The 15,605-nt window shown below is 72.1% G+C and carries 13 protein-coding genes; 1 reads left to right on the top strand and 12 read right to left on the bottom strand.

The features are described from left to right. Window positions 1-281: 281 nt before the first annotated feature. The gene (locus VKK44_RS16395) at window positions 282-1,331 is read right to left on the bottom strand and encodes a trypsin-like serine peptidase (RefSeq protein ID WP_343441969.1); all 1,050 of its coding nucleotides are present in this window, start codon (window positions 1,329-1,331) and stop codon (window positions 282-284) included. 725 nt (window positions 1,332-2,056) lie between these two features. On the opposite strand from VKK44_RS16395, the gene VKK44_RS16390 reads away from it, so the two are divergent. Beyond that, a complete protein-coding gene (locus VKK44_RS16390) occupies window positions 2,057-2,788 on the top strand; it encodes a sulfite exporter TauE/SafE family protein (protein ID WP_343441968.1) in 732 nt (243 codons plus the stop codon). Window positions 2,789-3,132: 344 nt separating this feature from the next. On the opposite strand, the gene VKK44_RS16385 is transcribed toward VKK44_RS16390, so the two are convergent. The 11 genes from VKK44_RS16385 to VKK44_RS16335 form a co-directional block, all read right to left on the bottom strand. Further along, a complete protein-coding gene (locus VKK44_RS16385) occupies window positions 3,133-4,005 on the bottom strand; it encodes an SMP-30/gluconolactonase/LRE family protein (protein ID WP_343441967.1) in 873 nt (290 codons plus the stop codon). Further along, on the bottom strand, window positions 4,002-4,943 hold the full coding sequence (locus VKK44_RS16380; protein WP_343441966.1) for a GNAT family N-acetyltransferase: 942 nt from the start codon (window positions 4,941-4,943) through the stop codon (window positions 4,002-4,004). The genes VKK44_RS16385 and VKK44_RS16380 overlap by 4 nt, the downstream gene beginning before the upstream one ends. Next, on the bottom strand, window positions 4,940-5,779 hold the full coding sequence (locus tag VKK44_RS16375) for a fumarylacetoacetate hydrolase family protein (protein ID WP_343441965.1): 840 nt from the start codon (window positions 5,777-5,779) through the stop codon (window positions 4,940-4,942). The genes VKK44_RS16380 and VKK44_RS16375 overlap by 4 nt, the downstream gene beginning before the upstream one ends. Before the next feature lie 39 nt (window positions 5,780-5,818). Next, entirely contained in the window at window positions 5,819-6,844 is a 1,026-nt protein-coding gene (locus VKK44_RS16370; protein WP_343441964.1) for a hydroxyacid dehydrogenase, read from the bottom strand. A gap of 26 nt (window positions 6,845-6,870) precedes the next feature. Next, entirely contained in the window at window positions 6,871-7,878 is a 1,008-nt protein-coding gene (locus VKK44_RS16365; protein ID WP_343441963.1) for a dihydrodipicolinate synthase family protein, read from the bottom strand. Between the two features lies 1 nt (window position 7,879). Further along, a complete protein-coding gene (locus VKK44_RS16360; protein ID WP_343441962.1) occupies window positions 7,880-8,902 on the bottom strand; it encodes an NAD-dependent epimerase/dehydratase family protein in 1,023 nt (340 codons plus the stop codon). A 5-nt stretch (window positions 8,903-8,907) separates the two neighbouring features. Beyond that, window positions 8,908-9,816 (bottom strand): carbohydrate ABC transporter permease, encoded by a 909-nt coding sequence (locus VKK44_RS16355; protein WP_343441961.1) that lies wholly within the window; start codon window positions 9,814-9,816, stop codon window positions 8,908-8,910. Then, window positions 9,813-10,715, bottom strand: a complete 903-nt coding sequence (locus VKK44_RS16350) for a carbohydrate ABC transporter permease (RefSeq protein ID WP_343441960.1) — start codon at window positions 10,713-10,715, stop codon at window positions 9,813-9,815. Before VKK44_RS16350 ends, VKK44_RS16355 begins: the two co-directional genes overlap by 4 nt. 101 nt (window positions 10,716-10,816) lie before the next feature. Next, on the bottom strand, window positions 10,817-12,052 hold the full coding sequence (locus VKK44_RS16345; RefSeq protein ID WP_343441959.1) for an ABC transporter substrate-binding protein: 1,236 nt from the start codon (window positions 12,050-12,052) through the stop codon (window positions 10,817-10,819). 23 nt (window positions 12,053-12,075) lie between these two features. Then, entirely contained in the window at window positions 12,076-13,338 is a 1,263-nt protein-coding gene (locus VKK44_RS16340; RefSeq protein WP_343441958.1) for a Gfo/Idh/MocA family protein, read from the bottom strand. Between the two features lie 44 nt (window positions 13,339-13,382). Then, window positions 13,383-15,590: a hypothetical protein gene (locus VKK44_RS16335; protein WP_343441957.1), complete on the bottom strand. Its 2,208-nt coding sequence runs from the start codon at window positions 15,588-15,590 to the stop codon at window positions 13,383-13,385. Window positions 15,591-15,605 lie beyond the last annotated feature (15 nt).

Here is a 15,605-nt window from a genome sequence, read left to right as displayed (position 1 = left end):
CGGTTCGGGCGGCTGATCCCGCCCGAACCGTTCGATGCGCAGAACGTCCGCTGGTACGGGCTCGGCCGCGTCCAGCCGCGTGTGCGTCATCTCGACCGCGGCGCTCCGACGCCGCCGTGTACGTCGGGCGGGTGATGATCGGGAGCCGACCCGGCCGCTCGCCATCCATGCCGCCCCGCGCGTCGTTCGCGGCGTCACCCCGGGCGAAGCTTTCCGCCTGGGTCTCATGACGGCACCCGCCGGGCGCGTGGCGACGCACCCGGCGGGCAGATCCGTCAGGATCAGGAGGAGATGTTGCGAACCGTGTTGTAGAGGTTCCCCACCTGGTTGCCGTAGTACGGCGAATACATGTACTGCGGGAGGTTGTTGTACTTGAAGTCGTTGTGTCCGTTGATGTAGCCCCAGTTGCCGTCGAACGACATGAGCCAGGGGCCGCCCGAAGAACCACCGGTCATGTAGTTCGTCATGTAGATGGTGCCGCCGCCACCGTCGTAGGTCGGGCCGTTCTCGGCCCAGAGGGTCTGCCCGTTGAACGGGGAGGCCTGCGGGTATCCGAAGGCGTAGTCGTACTGGCCGACCGCCTGGTTCCAGGTGATGCCCTGGCCGCCGAGGTAGTCGGTGATCCGCCAGCCGTTGACCCGGCCGATGACCGCCGAGCCGACGTCGTTGGCGAAATCGCCGTTGTTGTTGTACCAGGCGCTGGTGGTCCAGAGCCCCGTGGCGTACCAGTAGCCGTACGGCGCCGAGCCGTTGACGTAGTTCGGGACGAAGGCCCAGTTCGTGGCCCACTGGAGGTTGCCGGTCATGCAGTGTCCGGCGCTCCACACCGAGGACTTGCCCTCGGTGTTCACGACCGCGGCTGAGCAGACGTAGTTGAGGCCGCTGAGCGTGAAGAAGACCTTGCCGGTGGTCCGGGCGGTCGGGTGCCCGACCGGGTATGCCGGGTCGTAGGCGTTGGTGCCCATGTCGGGCAGGTCAGCTCGGGGCGTGGTCACGGGCGGAGCCGGCGCCACGCTGCCCGCCGCGCCCTGCGGGCGGGCCGCAGCGCCGGTGATCTGGCCGGGGCGAGCGTTCTTCACCGCCGGGATCTCGCTCTCCGGCAGCGCCGCGCGCATCCGATCCGGGGTCCAGTAGGCGGCCAGCGCGGCGGCGCGGGCGTCGACGCCGGTGCCGCGAGCGGTGCGGGCGACCTCGGGGCTCAGTTGCGCGACGACGCCGACGACGCCCTTGTGGGATGTGTCGGGCTTTGCCTGGGCGGCGCCTGCGGTGGTGAGCGTCATCGCGGACAACGCGGTGATCAGCGCGAGGCCGCTCAGCAGTCTCCGGGACATTCTCCCTGCCTCTCCGGGTGGGTGGGGGAGACAAAAAGATACGACGAAGAAGCGGGGAAGCAGTCGTCGAAATGTGCCGGATGACACTTGGAGGAAGATCTCGCCAAGCGAGCAAACATTGACTTGCTTGACTGAGTTGGGTAAAGCGATGTTACTCCCGACATTACGCCAAACAATCCAGCCGGAAGTAACATCGAAGTCATCACTTGTTGTTAGTGCATGTCTCAGGTGGCGCATGGCTGTCCATGGTGGTAGATCATTCCTAGGGTGGATGGCCGGTTGATCCAGCAGGGGTGCCTGGCGGGAAGTGCCGTCAATACCGGTCCGGCAATCAGCAGCCATTGAGCGTGCCTCCGGCGTCTGGCCGGATCGGGTCCGCTCATTCGTCTTTGCTCGCCCGCCAGGACGAGCAGGCCCGCCCGCCATGACGAGCAGGCCCAAGAGGGCAGCACCGCGGCGCAGACCGCGAGCAACAGCCAAGCCGGCGTGACCAGTGCCAGAGTGACGTAGGCCAACATCAATGCGAAGTGGGTAGCTCCATAGCCCCCACAATCTAGCTGTCGATCGTGATCTGGGTCGATCGCCGTCGCGCCCACAGGGGTCTGCTGCACCGATAGGCACAGGCAGAGTCTCGCGTCGTGACGGCCAGGCTTGGTCAACGGGGGTTGCCTGACGAGAAGGGACTGTTGCGAAGCTCGTGGTGTCGAACGGGTGGAGGCTGGGGCGTGGCGACGGATCTGGTCGGTGTCCTCGCGGTGGCGTCGTTGGCCGCGTTCGCGTTGGCCTGGCTGTCGGCGGTGGCCGGTTTCGGCGGCGGCGTGTTGCTGCTGCCGGTGTTCACCGCGCTGTTCGGGCTGCGCATGGCGGTGCCGATGCTGACCTTGGCCCAGGTGTGGAGCAACGGCTCACGGGTGTGGTTCAGCCGGCGCGAGGTGAACTGGCGACTGGTGCGCTGGTACGCCCTGGGCGCGGTGCCCACCGCTGTCCTGGGCGGACTGCTGCTGGCCCACGCCCCGCTGGGGCCACTGAAGCGGCTGCTGGGGGTGTTCCTCATCGGGGTGGTCGTCTGGCGGCGACGCAATCCGCATCCGCGGCGGCCGTCCGACCCGGCGTTCGCCGGCGTGGGGGCGGGCTCCGGGCTCGGCTCGGCGCTGCTCGGGTCGGTGGGGCCACTGACCGCGCCGTTCTTCCTCGCGTACGGGTTGACCCGCGCCGCCTACATCGGCACCGAAGCCGCCGGCGCGCTGGTCATGCACGCTTCGAAGATCGCCGCGTACGGCGCCGGCGCGCTGCTCGACCGTACTGTGCTGCTGTTCGGGGTGGCGCTGACACCCGCGACCCTGCTGGGCGCCTGGGCTGGCAGCAAGACCGTGGGGCGGATCAGTGACCGACGGTTCGTCGCCCTCGTGGAGGTCGGTCTGATCGCCGCCGGGGTGCTGTTTCTGTTCGGCCTCTGACGTCACCCGATCCCGCTACTGCTCGTCGGTGTCTCAGGGGAGGTCCTGCCGGAGGCGACGGGGCGGGGCGAACGCGTACAGGTCCAGCAGATCGGGTGGATCCGCAGCCGGGCCAGTTGCCCGGCATGGTCGAACCCGGCCGCGGTGCCGCAGCAGCAGCCCCGGCAGACCGTGACGGTGCAACCGGCTGTCGCGCCGCTGTCCCGGCCGCGGCGACTCACGGCGCCCCTTCGGCCCTGGGCGCGCCGCCACGCGGAGGAGGCGAGCAGGCGTAGGCCGTTGAGGCCGACGATGACGGTCGAGCCTTCGTGTCCGGCCACGCCCTCCGCAGGAGGCCCGCCCCTTCAGCCGGCGAAGGTGTGGTCGGGGAAGCCGGGCACCTGGGGCCGGATCCGGAACAGCGCCCCCGCCGGGGACCGGTCGTCGGCCGGCAGTCCCTGACGGGAGGTCGTGATGTACAGGTCGGCGTGGTCGGGGCCACCGAAGGCGCAGGCGGTGGGCCGCCGCACCGGCAGCGTCACCACGGCGGTGAGACTGCCGTCCGGGCCGTAGCGGTGCACGGCGCCCCCGTCCCACAGGGCGACCCAGACGCCGCCCTCGACGTCGAGGCACAGGCCGTCCGGCGTGCCCGCGTCGGGCGGCACCACCACCGCCGGTCGTCGGTCCCGCAGCGCGCCGGTGGCCGGGTCGACGGCGAAGACGTCGATCCGCCGTGTCGCCGAGTCGACGTACCAGGCCCTGTCGCCGTCGCGGGTCCAGGCGAGGCCGTTGGAGACGGTGAGCCCGGTGAGGACCGTCTCGACCGTGCCGTCGGGGTCGAGCCGGTGCAGGGCGGCCCGACCCGGCGTCGCGTCGTAGGCCATGGAGCCGCAGTAGAAGCGTCCCCGCGGGTCGCACCCGCCGTCGTTCATCCGGACCGACGGGTCTGACCAGATCTCCGGCAACAGTTCCACCGAGTCGTCCCGCAGCAACGCGAAGCCCCGCTCGAGCGCGGCGACCAGTCCGCCCCCCGATCGTGGTCGGACGGCGGCGACCACCGGGGCGACGTGCCGGCGGCGGATCGTCCCGGTCGCCGGGTCCAGGGACAGGATGTCCCCGGCCAGCATGTCGACCCACCGCAGCAGCCGGTCGGCGGGACACCACACCGGCCCCTCCCCGTGCCCGGCGACAGGTGCGGTGACCTGCTCCAGCAGACCGTCACACGGCGCGGCGGTCACAGGTAGTCCGCCGGCCAGTGGAAGGCGTCGGGCGCCTCGACGACCGCCCGCACGTGTTCGGGCGCCGCGTGCACCGGCCGGACCATTCCGGTCTCGTCGTACTCCGTCTCCGGCTCGGTCAGGAGGGCGGGCAGCGCCGCCACGATCGCCGGATCGGCGGGCAGCCGGGCCGTGCAGCGCCGCACGTCGTGGCCGGCGGCGGCCCGGGCCACGGCACCGAACAGGACGGGCAGAGCGTCCGGCCGGTCCGGCCGGACGGCGACCTCGACCACCCGCACGTGCCCGGGGGACCAACGCGCGACCAGGTACCCGACGGGCCGCCCGCGATGCCGGGCGACCAGCGTCCGGGCGGGCGGGGCGTACCAGAGCGGCACCCGGAGCGCCCAGTCAGCGGCATCGCGTACGGTGCTGAGCGGCCGGTGGGCGTTGAACGCGGCGTGTATCCCGGCGAGTTCGGTCCAGTCCACCGAGTCCGGCGCGTGGACCGTCCAGCCCGGCGGCACGCTGGCGGTGCCGGTCACCGGCCGGCCGCTGGCGTAGCGCAGGGTGAACGGGCGGTAGCCGCTGGACAGGTAGACGCCGGGCGTGCCGGTGAACAGCAGCGACCAGGCGCAGCCGTCCGCCGCCATCGCCGCGCCGGCCAGCTCCAGCAGGCGGCGGATGTGGCCCTGCCCGCGTGCGTCTACCCGGGTGGCCACGTTGGCCACCCCGCCGACCAGATCCACCCCGCCGGCGCCGTCGCGGATCCGGCGGGGCAGGTAGTGGACGGCGGCGACCACCGTCACGACCCGCACCGCCAGGAAGGTACGCGCCAGGCCGCCGGGGTCGCGGGCGTGCAGCTCGGCCACGTGCGTCCCGGGGAACGCCTCGGCCCACAGCGCGTGCAGTGAGGGCACGTCCGCCGGCGTGGCCGGCCGGAACTCGACCGGGGCGCTCACGCCGGCGCGAGCGGGTTGCGTTGCCGGCCGAGTCCCTCGATCTCGGTCTCCAGCACGTCACCGGCGCTCAGGTAGGGGAACCGGCCGGACAGGGCCACCCCCTGCGGGGTGCCGGTGTTGAGCACGTCCCCCGGTTCCAGCACGGTGAACTGGGACAGGTGCCAGATCAGGTGGGCCACCCCGAAGATCATGTCGGCGGTCCGGGAGTCCTGCCGGGGTTCGCCGTTGACCCACGAGCGCAACCGCAGCGCCTGCGGGTCACCGGCGTCGTCCGGGGTGACCAGCCACGGGCCGAGCGGGTTGAACGTCTCGCACGACTTGCCGGTGGCCCACTGCCCGCCCGGGTCGGCGAACTGGTATTCCCGTTCGGTCACGTCGTTGCTGACGGCGTAGCCGGCCACGTGGGCCAGCGCCTGCGCCGGTGAGTCGAGGTAGCGGGCCCGCGTCCCGATCACCACGGCCAGCTCGACCTCCCAGTCGGTCTTGACCGAACCGCGCGGGACCAGCACCGGGTCGTACGGGCCGACCACGGTGTTCGGTGACTTGTGGAACAGGATCGGCCGCTCCGGCGGGACGGCACCGGACTCGGCGGCGTGCGCGGCGTAGTTCTGACCGATGCACAGCACCGCGCCGGGCCGGGCGATCGGGGCACCGACCCGCTGCCCGGTCACGTCGATCCGGGGCAGCGGCCCGGCCGCCCGGACCCGTCCGGCCGGGTCCGCGGCGAGAAACGCCGCGTCGATGTCGCCCGTGACGCCGCTGAGGTCGAAGTGGCTGATGCCGTCGAACAGCACCGGTCGTTCGGCGCCGACGGCGCCGATCCGCATGAATCTCATGGTGTCCTCCCAGGAGTGGCGAGTGCGAGGTGGGTGGCGTCAGCCGGTGCGGGTGAGCAGGTCCGGTGTCACGGCGTGGGTGAGGGGCTGGCCGGCCAGGTGACGGGCGATCTCGTCGACGACGATCTCGCCCTGCCGCCGCCGGCCCTGCACCGTGCCGGCGGCCTGGTGCGGGGTGAGCAGCACGTTGGGCAGCGTCCGCAGCGGATGGCCGGTGGGCAGCGGCTCGTCGTCGAAGACGTCCAGCGCGGCGTCGAGCCGGCCGGCGGTCAGCTCCGCGACGAGGGCCGCCTCGTCGACCAGCCACGACCGGGCGGTGTTGACCAGCCCGGCGCCGTCGGGCATCAGCGCCAGTTCGCGGGCGCCCAGCAGATGCCGTGTCTCCGGCAGGGTCGGCGCGTGCAACGCCACCACGCGGCTACCGGTGAGCAGGTCGTCCAGGCCGACCAGCCGGGCGCCGAGCCGGGCGGCGTCCGCCGCGGTCAGGGTCGGGTCGTGGACGCTGACGTCCGCGCCCAGGACGCGCACCAGTTCCAGGTACGCCCGCCCGGTGCGGGACGCGCCGATGACGCCGATCGGACAGCCGAGGATCTCGTGCCGGGGCGGCGCCTGTTCCGCCCGCTCCCAGCTCGTGTCGGTCCGCAACGCGTGGTCGAACCGGTGCGTGCGGTGCAGCAGGGCCAGTGTGAAGGCGAGGGCAACCTCGGCCACCGAGCGGGCCATGCCCTGCCCGGCCTGGGTGACCTCGATGCCCCGGGCGAACATCTCGGGGGTCACGAACGGCTTGACCGAGGCCCCGGTGTGCGCCACCAGCCGTAGCGCCGGGGCGCGGTCCAGCAGGGCCGCGTCGAGCCGGGGCATGCCCCAGGAGGTCACCAGCACCTCGGCCCGGGCCAGCACCGGCGCCAGGTCGGCGGCGGTGAGTGCCGCGTGGGCGTCGACCAGCGTGGCGTCGGTGATCGTGGCCAACCGCTCGCCGATGCGGCCCGGGAAGAACTGGGCACGCAGCGGGGCGGACACGGACACCACCGTCACCGGGCGGTGGGCGCGGTGCGGTGCGGTCACGGGCGCAACGCCCGGCCGGGGGCCGGTCACCGGAGCCAGTCGTCGCGGTGCTCCGCGACGAAGTCGTCATCGGTCAGCCACGGGTAGGCCGCGACCACCCGGGTCAGCTCCGCGTCCTGGCCGGGCGACAGCCCTTCGGCCGGGTCCAGGCACCACACCCCGTCGAGCAGACCCTGCCGGCGCAGCACCTCGTGCACCCCGGCGATGCAGCCGTGGAAACCGTTCACGGCGTCGAAGACCGCCGCGTTGGCGTCGGTGACCGCCGCCGCCCGGCCGGTCAGTTCCGTCAGCGCCGCCGCGTCGCCGGCCCGGGCCGCCCGCACCCGCTCGACCATGGTCACCGCCGCGCGGGTCCAGACCGCCCACTGACCGAGCAACCCGCCCACGAAACGGCGGCCGGCGAAGTCGCCGAGGAGGTCGCCGAGGATGTGGTCGTCGTTGCCGGTGTAGAGCGCCACCTCGGCGCCCCGGTCGGCGGCGGTGATCCCACGCACCGCCTCCAGGGTGCGGTATCGGTCGAACGGGGCGAGTTTCACCGCGACCACCGACGGCTGGTCGGCGAAGGCCCGCCAGAACGACGTGGACAGGCGTGGACCGCCGATGGCCGGCTGGAGGTAGAAGCCGATCACCGGCAACACCTCGCCGACGGCCCGGGCCCGCTCCAGCAGGTACGCCTCGTCGGCGCCGGGCACCACCGGGGACAGCAGGACCGCGTGGTAGCCCAGATCGGCGGCGAGTGCCGCCTCGGCGACAGCCTGGGCGGTGTCGCCGCAGGCCCCGGCGATCTTCACCACCGGACGGCCGGCTTCGGCGTCGATCGTCTCGCCGGCCAGGGCGAGCACCGGCCGCAGGAGTCCGGCCTCGCGGATGCCGAACTGGGTGGTGTGCACGCCGACAGCGACTCCGCCGGCACCGGCGGCCAGGTAGTAGCGGGTCAGCGCGCGCTGCCGCCGCTCGTCGAGGCGACGGTCGGCGGTCAGCGCGAGCGGGTGCGCGGGAATGACCACGCCGTCGCGCAGCAGGTCCAGGACCATGTCAGAACCTTCCGTCGCGGACGGCGAACCGGGTCGGCTTGCCGGAGGTCGGCAGGCCGGCGGCCAGACTGTCGGCCTGCCAGTCGATCAGCGTGCCCAGCGGCACGTCCGGGTAGCCGAACAGCGCGTGGCAGCGGGTGGCGTCGTTGAGCAGCGCGGTCGGCGCCTCGGAGCCGGTGTACGAGACCTGCCGGCCGAGGCGTTCGCCCATCCGGGCGGCGATTCGGCGCACCGAGGCGGTCTCCGGGCCGGTCAGGTTCACCGTGAACACGTCGGGGGAGGCGTGGCGCAGCGAGCGCAGTGCCACCTCGTTGGCGTACCCCTGCCAGACCACGTTGACGTGGCCGGTGGTGACGTCCACCGGGTCCCCGGCCAGCACCGCCTGGCCGATGTCGGCGAGCACCCCGTACCGCAGGTCGACCGCGTAGTTGAGACGCAGCACCGAGACCGGCGTGCCCCGGGTCGCGGCGGCGTGGGCGAAGACCCGCTCCCGGCCGAGGCAGCTCATCGCGTAGTCGCCGATCGGGCCGGGCGGGTCGCTCTCCACGCTGCCGCCGCTGGTGACCGGCACCATCGGGTAGACGTTGCCGGTGGAGAAGGCGGCGATCCGGGCAGCCGGGTAACGGCGGGCCACCGCGGCGGGCAGCACCGTGTTGACCATCCAGGCCAGGTGGGGGGCGGTGGTGGTGCCGAACTTCGCGCCCACCATGAAGACCACGTCGGTGGCGTCCGGCAGGTCGGCCAGGTCGCCGTCGCCCATCAGGTCGCACGTCACCGGTTCCACCCGGTCGGCGGCGAGCGCGTCGGCAGCCGCCCGGTCCGACCAGCGCGACACCGCGTACACCCGGTCGCCGGTGCGGCCGGCGGCGTCGAGCCCCCGACGCGCCAGCCGGCACAACGACGGGCCCATCTTGCCGCCGGCGCCGAGCACCACCAGGTCGCCCGCGCCGCCGGCCAGGTCGGCGACGAGCGCCGTGGACGGCTGGGAAAGCCGATCCTCCACCTCGGACTCACTTCTGAACACTGCACTCATCCCTTGATTCCGGACATCGTGACGCCCTCGGTGAAGTACCGCTGGCCCACGAGGTAGGCGGCGAAGATCGGCACAAACGCGACGACCGAGCCGGCGAGCATGACGTTGAGCGGCACCTGCTCCTGCTGGAGGGAGGCGATGCCGACGGTGAGGGTCCGCATGTCCCCGCTCTGCCCGATGATCAGTGGCCAGAGCAGGTCGTTCCAGTGCCACAGGAAGACGAAGACGCCGAGGGTGGCCAGGATCGGCTTGCACAGCGGCAGCACGATCCGCAGGAACGTCCGCCACTCCGACGCGCCGTCGATCTTCGCCGCCTCGAACAGTTCGTCCGGCAGCCCCTGGATGAACTGCCGCATCAGGAACACCGCCTGGGCGTTGGCCAGGGTGGGCAGGATCAGTCCCCAGTAGGTGTCCACCCCGCCGACCTTCGCGATGAGGATGAAGGTGGGGATCAGGGTGACGTGGTAGGGCACCATCACCATGGCCAGGAACGACCAGAACATCGTCTCCCGGCCGGGGAAACGCTTCTTGGCGAACGCGTAACCCGCCATCGCGGCGAGCAGCAGCACCGCGACGACGCTGACCACCGAGTAGACGGCGGTGTTGAACAGCCACCGCAGGATGCTCCGGGAGCCGAGCACCGTCTCGTACGCGTCGAAACCGAGCGGCCACGGCAGCAGGCTGCCGGGGAACTCGACGGCGGCGGCGGGTTTCAGGCTCAACACGACCATCGCGTAGAACGGGAAGAGCGTGACCACGCTGGCCACGCCGAGCAGCACGTAGCGCAGAGCGGTGCCGGCCGGCCCGGGTTGCAGCGGCCGGTAGGAGCGGCGTCGCCGGGTCGGCGCGGTCGGCAGGCCGGGCGCGGTGGACGTGGACGTGGGGGCGGTGCTCGTGGCGGTCACTTGTCCCTCCCGAGGGTCAGCCGCTGGATCAGGGCGACGACCAGGGTCATCGCGAACAGGGCGACACCGATGGCGCTGGCGTAGCCGAGGTCGAAGTACTTGAAGCCCTGGTCGTACAGGGCCATGACGAGGGTGTAGCTGGCGCGGGCCGGGCCCCCGCCGGTCATCGCGTACACCAGGTCGAAGACCTGGAAGGAGGCGGTGGTCTCGATCACCAGCAGGAAGAACAGGACCGGTTTGAGCTGGGGCAGCACGATCCAACGGAATCGCTGCCAGGGGCCCGCGCCGTCGGTGAGCGCCGCCTCCTCCTGCTCGCGGGGCAGATCCTGGAGCCGGGCCAGCACGATCAGCATGCCGTAGCCGAAGTGCGACCAGACGCCGACCATCGCCAGTGCCGGCAGCACCAGCACGCTGGAGGCCAGCCACGAATCGTCGGGCAGGCCGAGCCAGCCGAGGATGCGCGACCACGGGCCGGCGGACGAGAACACCCAGGAGAACACCGTGGCGACCAGCACCAGGCTGGTGACCACCGGCAGGAAGAACACCGACCGGAAGAAGCCGACGCCCCGGAATCCGCGCCGGACCAGCAACGCCAGCCCGACCGCCGTGGCGACGGTCAGCGGCACGTAGAGCAGGGTGTAGACGACGGTCACCCGCAGGGACTGCCAGAAGACCGGGTCGTCGGCGAGCCGGCGGGCGTTCTCCAGGCCGGTCCACTCGGCGTCGCCGCCGATCGTGTACTCCATGAAGCCGAGCACCAGCCCGGCGACCGCCGGGCCGAAGCGGAACGCGAGGAACAGCAGGAAGGCGGGAAGGACGAAGAGTAGACCCCATCGTGCCTCGCGCCGGGCGATCACCCGCCGGGCCCGCCGGGCCGGCAACTGAGCTGGTACGGCCATCTCGCCATCCTTCTTCGCAGGTCGGACCGGCCGAGGTGGCCGGTCGGGTGGGGCCCGGCCCGCCGCCGCGCCCCCCCCCCCCCCCCCCCGGGCCGGTGGGGTCAGAGCAGCGCGTCGGCGGCCTTGGCCGCGTCGGCGAGCGCCTGCTCGGGGGTCTTCTTGCCGATCAGCGCGGCCTGGATCTCGGGGGCGAGCACCCCCATCACCTCGCGGCTCTTCTCGTTGAGCGAGCCGACCGTCATGCTGGGCAGCGTCTTCTCCATCGCGCTGTTGACCGGGTCCTGCGCGTAGAGCGAGCCGGCCGACTTCTTGGTGGAGAAGTAGCCGCCCGCCGTGTCGTACGCGGTGGCGACCGAAGGCTGGGTGGCGAAGGTGATCCACTGGCCGGCGGCCTTCTTGGCCTTGCTGCCCTTGAGCATCGACAGGCTGCCCACCGTGCCGTAACCGACGCTCCTGGCGTCGCTCAACGGCGGGAGGACCTTGATGTTCTCCTTGCCCCAGAACGACTCGACGTCGGCCGGGACGTGCTGCCAGGTGCAGGCGACCTTGTTCTTCGCGACGTTCGTCTGCTCGAACGCGGGAATGCTGGTGAGCAGATCCTTCTCCACGAATCCGCCGTCGACGAGCTGCCGGAGGAAGGTCAGCGCCTTGGTGCCCTCCGGGCCGTCGAAGGCCACCGACTTCCCGTCGGTGGCGAACACCTCCCCGCCTGCCTGCCAGAGCAGCGGGTAGAAGGACTGGTTGAGGGTGGCGCTCGGGTCGGCGTAGTAGTTGGTGACGTCGAAGCCCTTGGCCTTGAACCTCGGGGCGAGGGCGAGCAGGTCGGCCCAGGTCTTCGGGTACTCGGTGACGCCGGCGGCGGCGAACACCTTGGCGTTGCAGATCAGCGGGTTGCCGCTGGTCAGGATCGGCGCGCCGAGCATCTTGCCGTCCTGGGTGACCGCCTCGCGCAGGTTGTCCAGGTAGTCGGCCCTGGCGTCGGCGGGCAGGTACTCGTCGACCGGCTCGATCATCTTGCCGAACTTGCCGAGCTGGTCGGGGATCAGGTAGACGACGTCCGGACCCTTTCCGCCGGCGATGGCGGTGGTCAGCGACTCCTCCCGCTTGGCCCACGGGAAGATCTCCACCTGGACGTCGACGTCCGGGTTCTCGGTCTCGAACGCGGTGACCTGCTTGTCCCAGAAACCGCGGTGGGTAGCCTCGTCGGGGATCACCGGGTAGATCCACATCGTGACGGTCTGCTTCTCGCCGCCGCCGGCGTCCGACCCGCCGCAGGCGGTGAGTAATCCGGCCGCCAGCGCGGCGACCGCGACCGGGGCGAACCTGCCTACTCGCATCTGTCGTTCCTCTCTGAGTGGGTTCAGTGCACGGGCACGGTGACGACCGTGCCGGTGAGCCGGGCCGTCTCGGCGGCGAAGACCGCCAGGTGGCTGGCGAGTGTCTCGTCCAGCCCGGACCGGATGTGGTGGCCGTCGCCGGTGGCTACGGCTCGGATGAAGGCGTCCATCAGCCCGGTGTCGCCGCCGCCGTGGTCGTCGGCGGCGGTCGACCCGCCCACCGTCCCGGCGTCGAGGACCTCGATCCGGTCGGTGCGGAAGTCATGCACCCGGACCCGCTCGCCGTCGCCGGAGAGGGAGCCGTGGGTGCCGAACATCTGGGTCTGCCGGTGGGTCTGCTCGGTGAAGGCGGCCATGGTGAACGTGGCGGTGACGCCACCGGTCAGCTCCATCGCCACGACCTGGTGGTCGACGACGTCGTTGTCGCCGGAGTACACACACCGTCCGTACGGGCCGTCGCGCAGCGCCTCGACCAGCGCGGCCTCGTCGGTGCCGTCGGTGACCACGCTGACCGGCCAGACCGGCCCCTGCTCGCGCAGCACCGGGAGGTAGAGCTTCGGCGCCGAGTAGGGGCAGGCCGCCTCCACCGGGCAGTCCAGGCAGCGCGTGGCGGCCCCGGCCGGCGCCTGGTCGGGCCGGAAGTGACGCAGCCCGCCGAAGCTGGCGACCCGTGCGATGCGCCGTCCGGTGACGTACCCGATCCAGTCCAGGTCGTGGCTGGACTTGGCCAGCAGCATCGGGGTGGCCAGGTCCTCCCGCCGCCACGGGCCGCGCACGTAGGAGTGGGCGTAGTGCCACCAGCCGACCGGCTCGAGGTGCTGGACGGAGACGACCTCGCCCAGCACCCCGCTGTCCACCACCCGCTTCACCAACTCGGTGTAGGGGGTGTAGCGCAGCACGTGGCAGACGGCGAAGAGCACACCGGTGGCGCGAACCGCGTCGACGATCTCCCGGCACTGGTCCGCGGTCGGGGCGAGCGGCTTCTCCACCAGCAGGTGCCGGCCGGTCTTGGCGAACGCGACCGCCGGTTCGACGTGCAAGCGGTCCTGCGTGGCCACGACGACGGCGTCCGCCGGCGGGTCCGCGTCGAGCAGCTCCCGCCAGTCGGTGAACTCCGCCGCGCCCGGGTGGTGGGAGGTGATGATGCCGCGCTGGTGCGGTCGCGGGTCGGCGACCGCGACCACCCGCGCCCGCCCCGGGTGGGCGGCCACCCACCGGGCGTACGTCTGGCCGCGGTTGCCTGCGCCCACCAGCGCCACCCGTACCGGCCGGTCCTGCTGTTCCACCTGCTGCTCCTCGTTTCCTCGCTCGCTTGCCGGGGCCCGGCGGCTCAGACGGTCAGGTTCCCGGCATCGCGCACGCGGGGCCCGGCGGCGGGCAGCTCCCGCGCCACGCCCTCCTCCACGCACCCGGTGTGGTGCAGGTGGGAACCCTCGCCGAAGCCGGTCCCGGCCAGCCGCAGTCGCCCACCGGTGAACTGCGTGCCGACGGCGGAGTACCTGTTGGTGCCGGCGTCGACGCTGACGTGCGCGGTGCTCGCGTCGGTGGTGGTGCTCAGGTAGCCGCCCAGCTCCCACCGCACGGCGCCGGTGGCAGCGGCCCGTGACAGCAGCGCCTTCGCGGCGTTGGTGCCGCTGATCACCGCCCCGCCGCCGACGCTGATCCGCTGGTCGGTGGCGCCGGCGAGCCGGATGCCGGTGTCACTGAAGGTGCCACCGGACACGCGGAGGTCGGCCGACTTCACGACGGCGGGTGCGGCGTTCGGGGCGCCGACGAACGTCACGTCGGTCAGGTGCAGCCGCCCTGGGCCGCTGAAGGTGTGCCCGTCGACCCCGCGGATCGTCGTGCGCACCAGGTGCACCGGCGTGGTGACGCTGGCCTGGACGACGTCGGTGCCGGCGGTCGCCAGCGTGAACGCGCAGTCCTCGATGACGGTGGGCCGCTGCGACCGGGTGGACTGCTGGGAGATGATCAGCGTGTCGTCGGCGGAGCAGCCGCGAAGGTGCACGCCGTCGGCGTTGATCCACATCATTCCGGAGCCGGCCAGCCCGGCCTTGCGGATGACCTGGACGTCCTCCAGGGTCAGGTCGGTCACCTTGACCCGGGCGACGAACCAGGAACAGACGTGCTTGCGCACGGTGATCCGCTTGGCCGCCGACCCCCACGCCGCCCCGGAGTTGGCGAACGTCATCAGTCCGGAGTTGCCGGTGTAGACCAGGTCGTGTTCGTACTGGCCGTGCGTGACGAACGGGCCCTGGTCGTCGCCGTCGCCGTGGCAGTTCGTGACATACCCGTACGCCGAGGCGGTCCAGTCGTTGAGGTGCCGGGCGTTGGAGGTGCGGCAGTCCTCGACGTGCCCGTACAGACAGTAGATCTGTTGGGTGAGGTAGCCGGCGCCGCCCCAGGTGACCGAGGTCGGATTCTTCAGCGTGCACCGGGCGGTGTGGAAGTAGGTGCACCACCGTCGCATGATCACCGGCCAGAACGTGCCGGTGGCGTCCACGTCGGTGACGTCGCAGTGCACCGCGTACTCGTAGGCGACCGGGTGGGAGCCGGTGTACTGGTCGGCCCCGGCGCCGGTGAAGACCAGGTTGCGCACGTGCACCCGGCTGACCGGTTCGACCCGGGTCCAGGTGATGGTCCGGCCGGCGGCCAGCTCCCAGCCGTTCTTGTAGTTGACCCGGATGTGGGTGCCGTCGACGATCTGGGTGACCTGGACCAGCTTCTGCAGCTCACGTTCCCAGGTGCCGGCGAGGCGGTCGACCTCCACGGCGTACCACTGGCCGACGGCGAAGGCGGAGGAGTCGGCGACCTGGAAGGAGTCCCAGCCCTCGCGCACCGTCTCGCTGAGGGTGTGGGTGCGGACCTCGTCGGTGACCTTCCCGCGGAAGAACAGCACCGCGGCGAACGGGTCGTCGCGGCCGGCGTCCTCGATGCCGGTGGTGGACATGACGTGCCCGCCGAAGTCGAGCACCAGGTCGCTGCGAGTGAACCGGTGCCGCTTGACGAAGCGCAGGTCGGAGTGGGCCTCGATCCGGTGCACGGTGGGATCGCCGACCATGGCGTCCAGCGCGGCGTCGGCGGCGGTCTTCGCGTCGAAGACGCCGAAGTGTCGGAACTCGACGACACCGTGGTGGAGTTGGCGCCAGCGGCCGGGCCGGTCGCGACGGCCGTCCGGGCGGCGCGGCCCGGCGCTGTCGGGTGCGAGCACGGTGCCGCCGTTGTCCACGGCGGTGCTGGCCGCGTCCCAGCGGACCAGGCGGGCGCCTCCGTCGCCGGCGGTGAAGTGCCCGTCGACGTGCACGACCTGCCCGTCACGCAGGGTCGGGGTCGGCAGGTCGAGCAGGGCGGCGACGGTGCCGACGTGCAGGACCGTGTCGCGGCCGGGGGCGAGCGGGGTCGCGGCGTCGTCCGGCGCCGGCTTGGCGGACGCGGCGGTGCCGGGGGAGAGCGTCAGGGCGGTGCCGGCGAGGGCGAGTCCGCCGAGGCCGGAGGCGCGCAGCAGGGAACGGCGGGAGGTCGGGTCGGAGCGGTCCATGAGGGGTGTCTCCTC

The organism is Micromonospora sp. DSM 45708 (assembly GCF_039566955.1).
Taxonomy (GTDB): Bacteria; Actinomycetota; Actinomycetes; order Mycobacteriales; family Micromonosporaceae; genus Micromonospora.
This window is presented reverse-complemented; position numbering and strand designations above follow the sequence as displayed.

Coding starts and splice junctions, on each gene's coding strand:
- VKK44_RS16365 (WP_343441963.1), bottom strand. CDS start 7,878: ATGGTCCTGGACCTGCTGCGCGACGGCGTGGTCATTCCCGCGCACCCG.
- VKK44_RS16335 (WP_343441957.1), bottom strand. CDS start 15,590: ATGGACCGCTCCGACCCGACCTCCCGCCGTTCCCTGCTGCGCGCCTCC.
- VKK44_RS16345 (WP_343441959.1), bottom strand. CDS start 12,052: ATGCGAGTAGGCAGGTTCGCCCCGGTCGCGGTCGCCGCGCTGGCGGCC.
- VKK44_RS16375 (WP_343441965.1), bottom strand. CDS start 5,779: ATGAGATTCATGCGGATCGGCGCCGTCGGCGCCGAACGACCGGTGCTG.
- VKK44_RS16395 (WP_343441969.1), bottom strand. CDS start 1,331: ATGTCCCGGAGACTGCTGAGCGGCCTCGCGCTGATCACCGCGTTGTCC.
- VKK44_RS16350 (WP_343441960.1), bottom strand. CDS start 10,715: ATGGCCGTACCAGCTCAGTTGCCGGCCCGGCGGGCCCGGCGGGTGATC.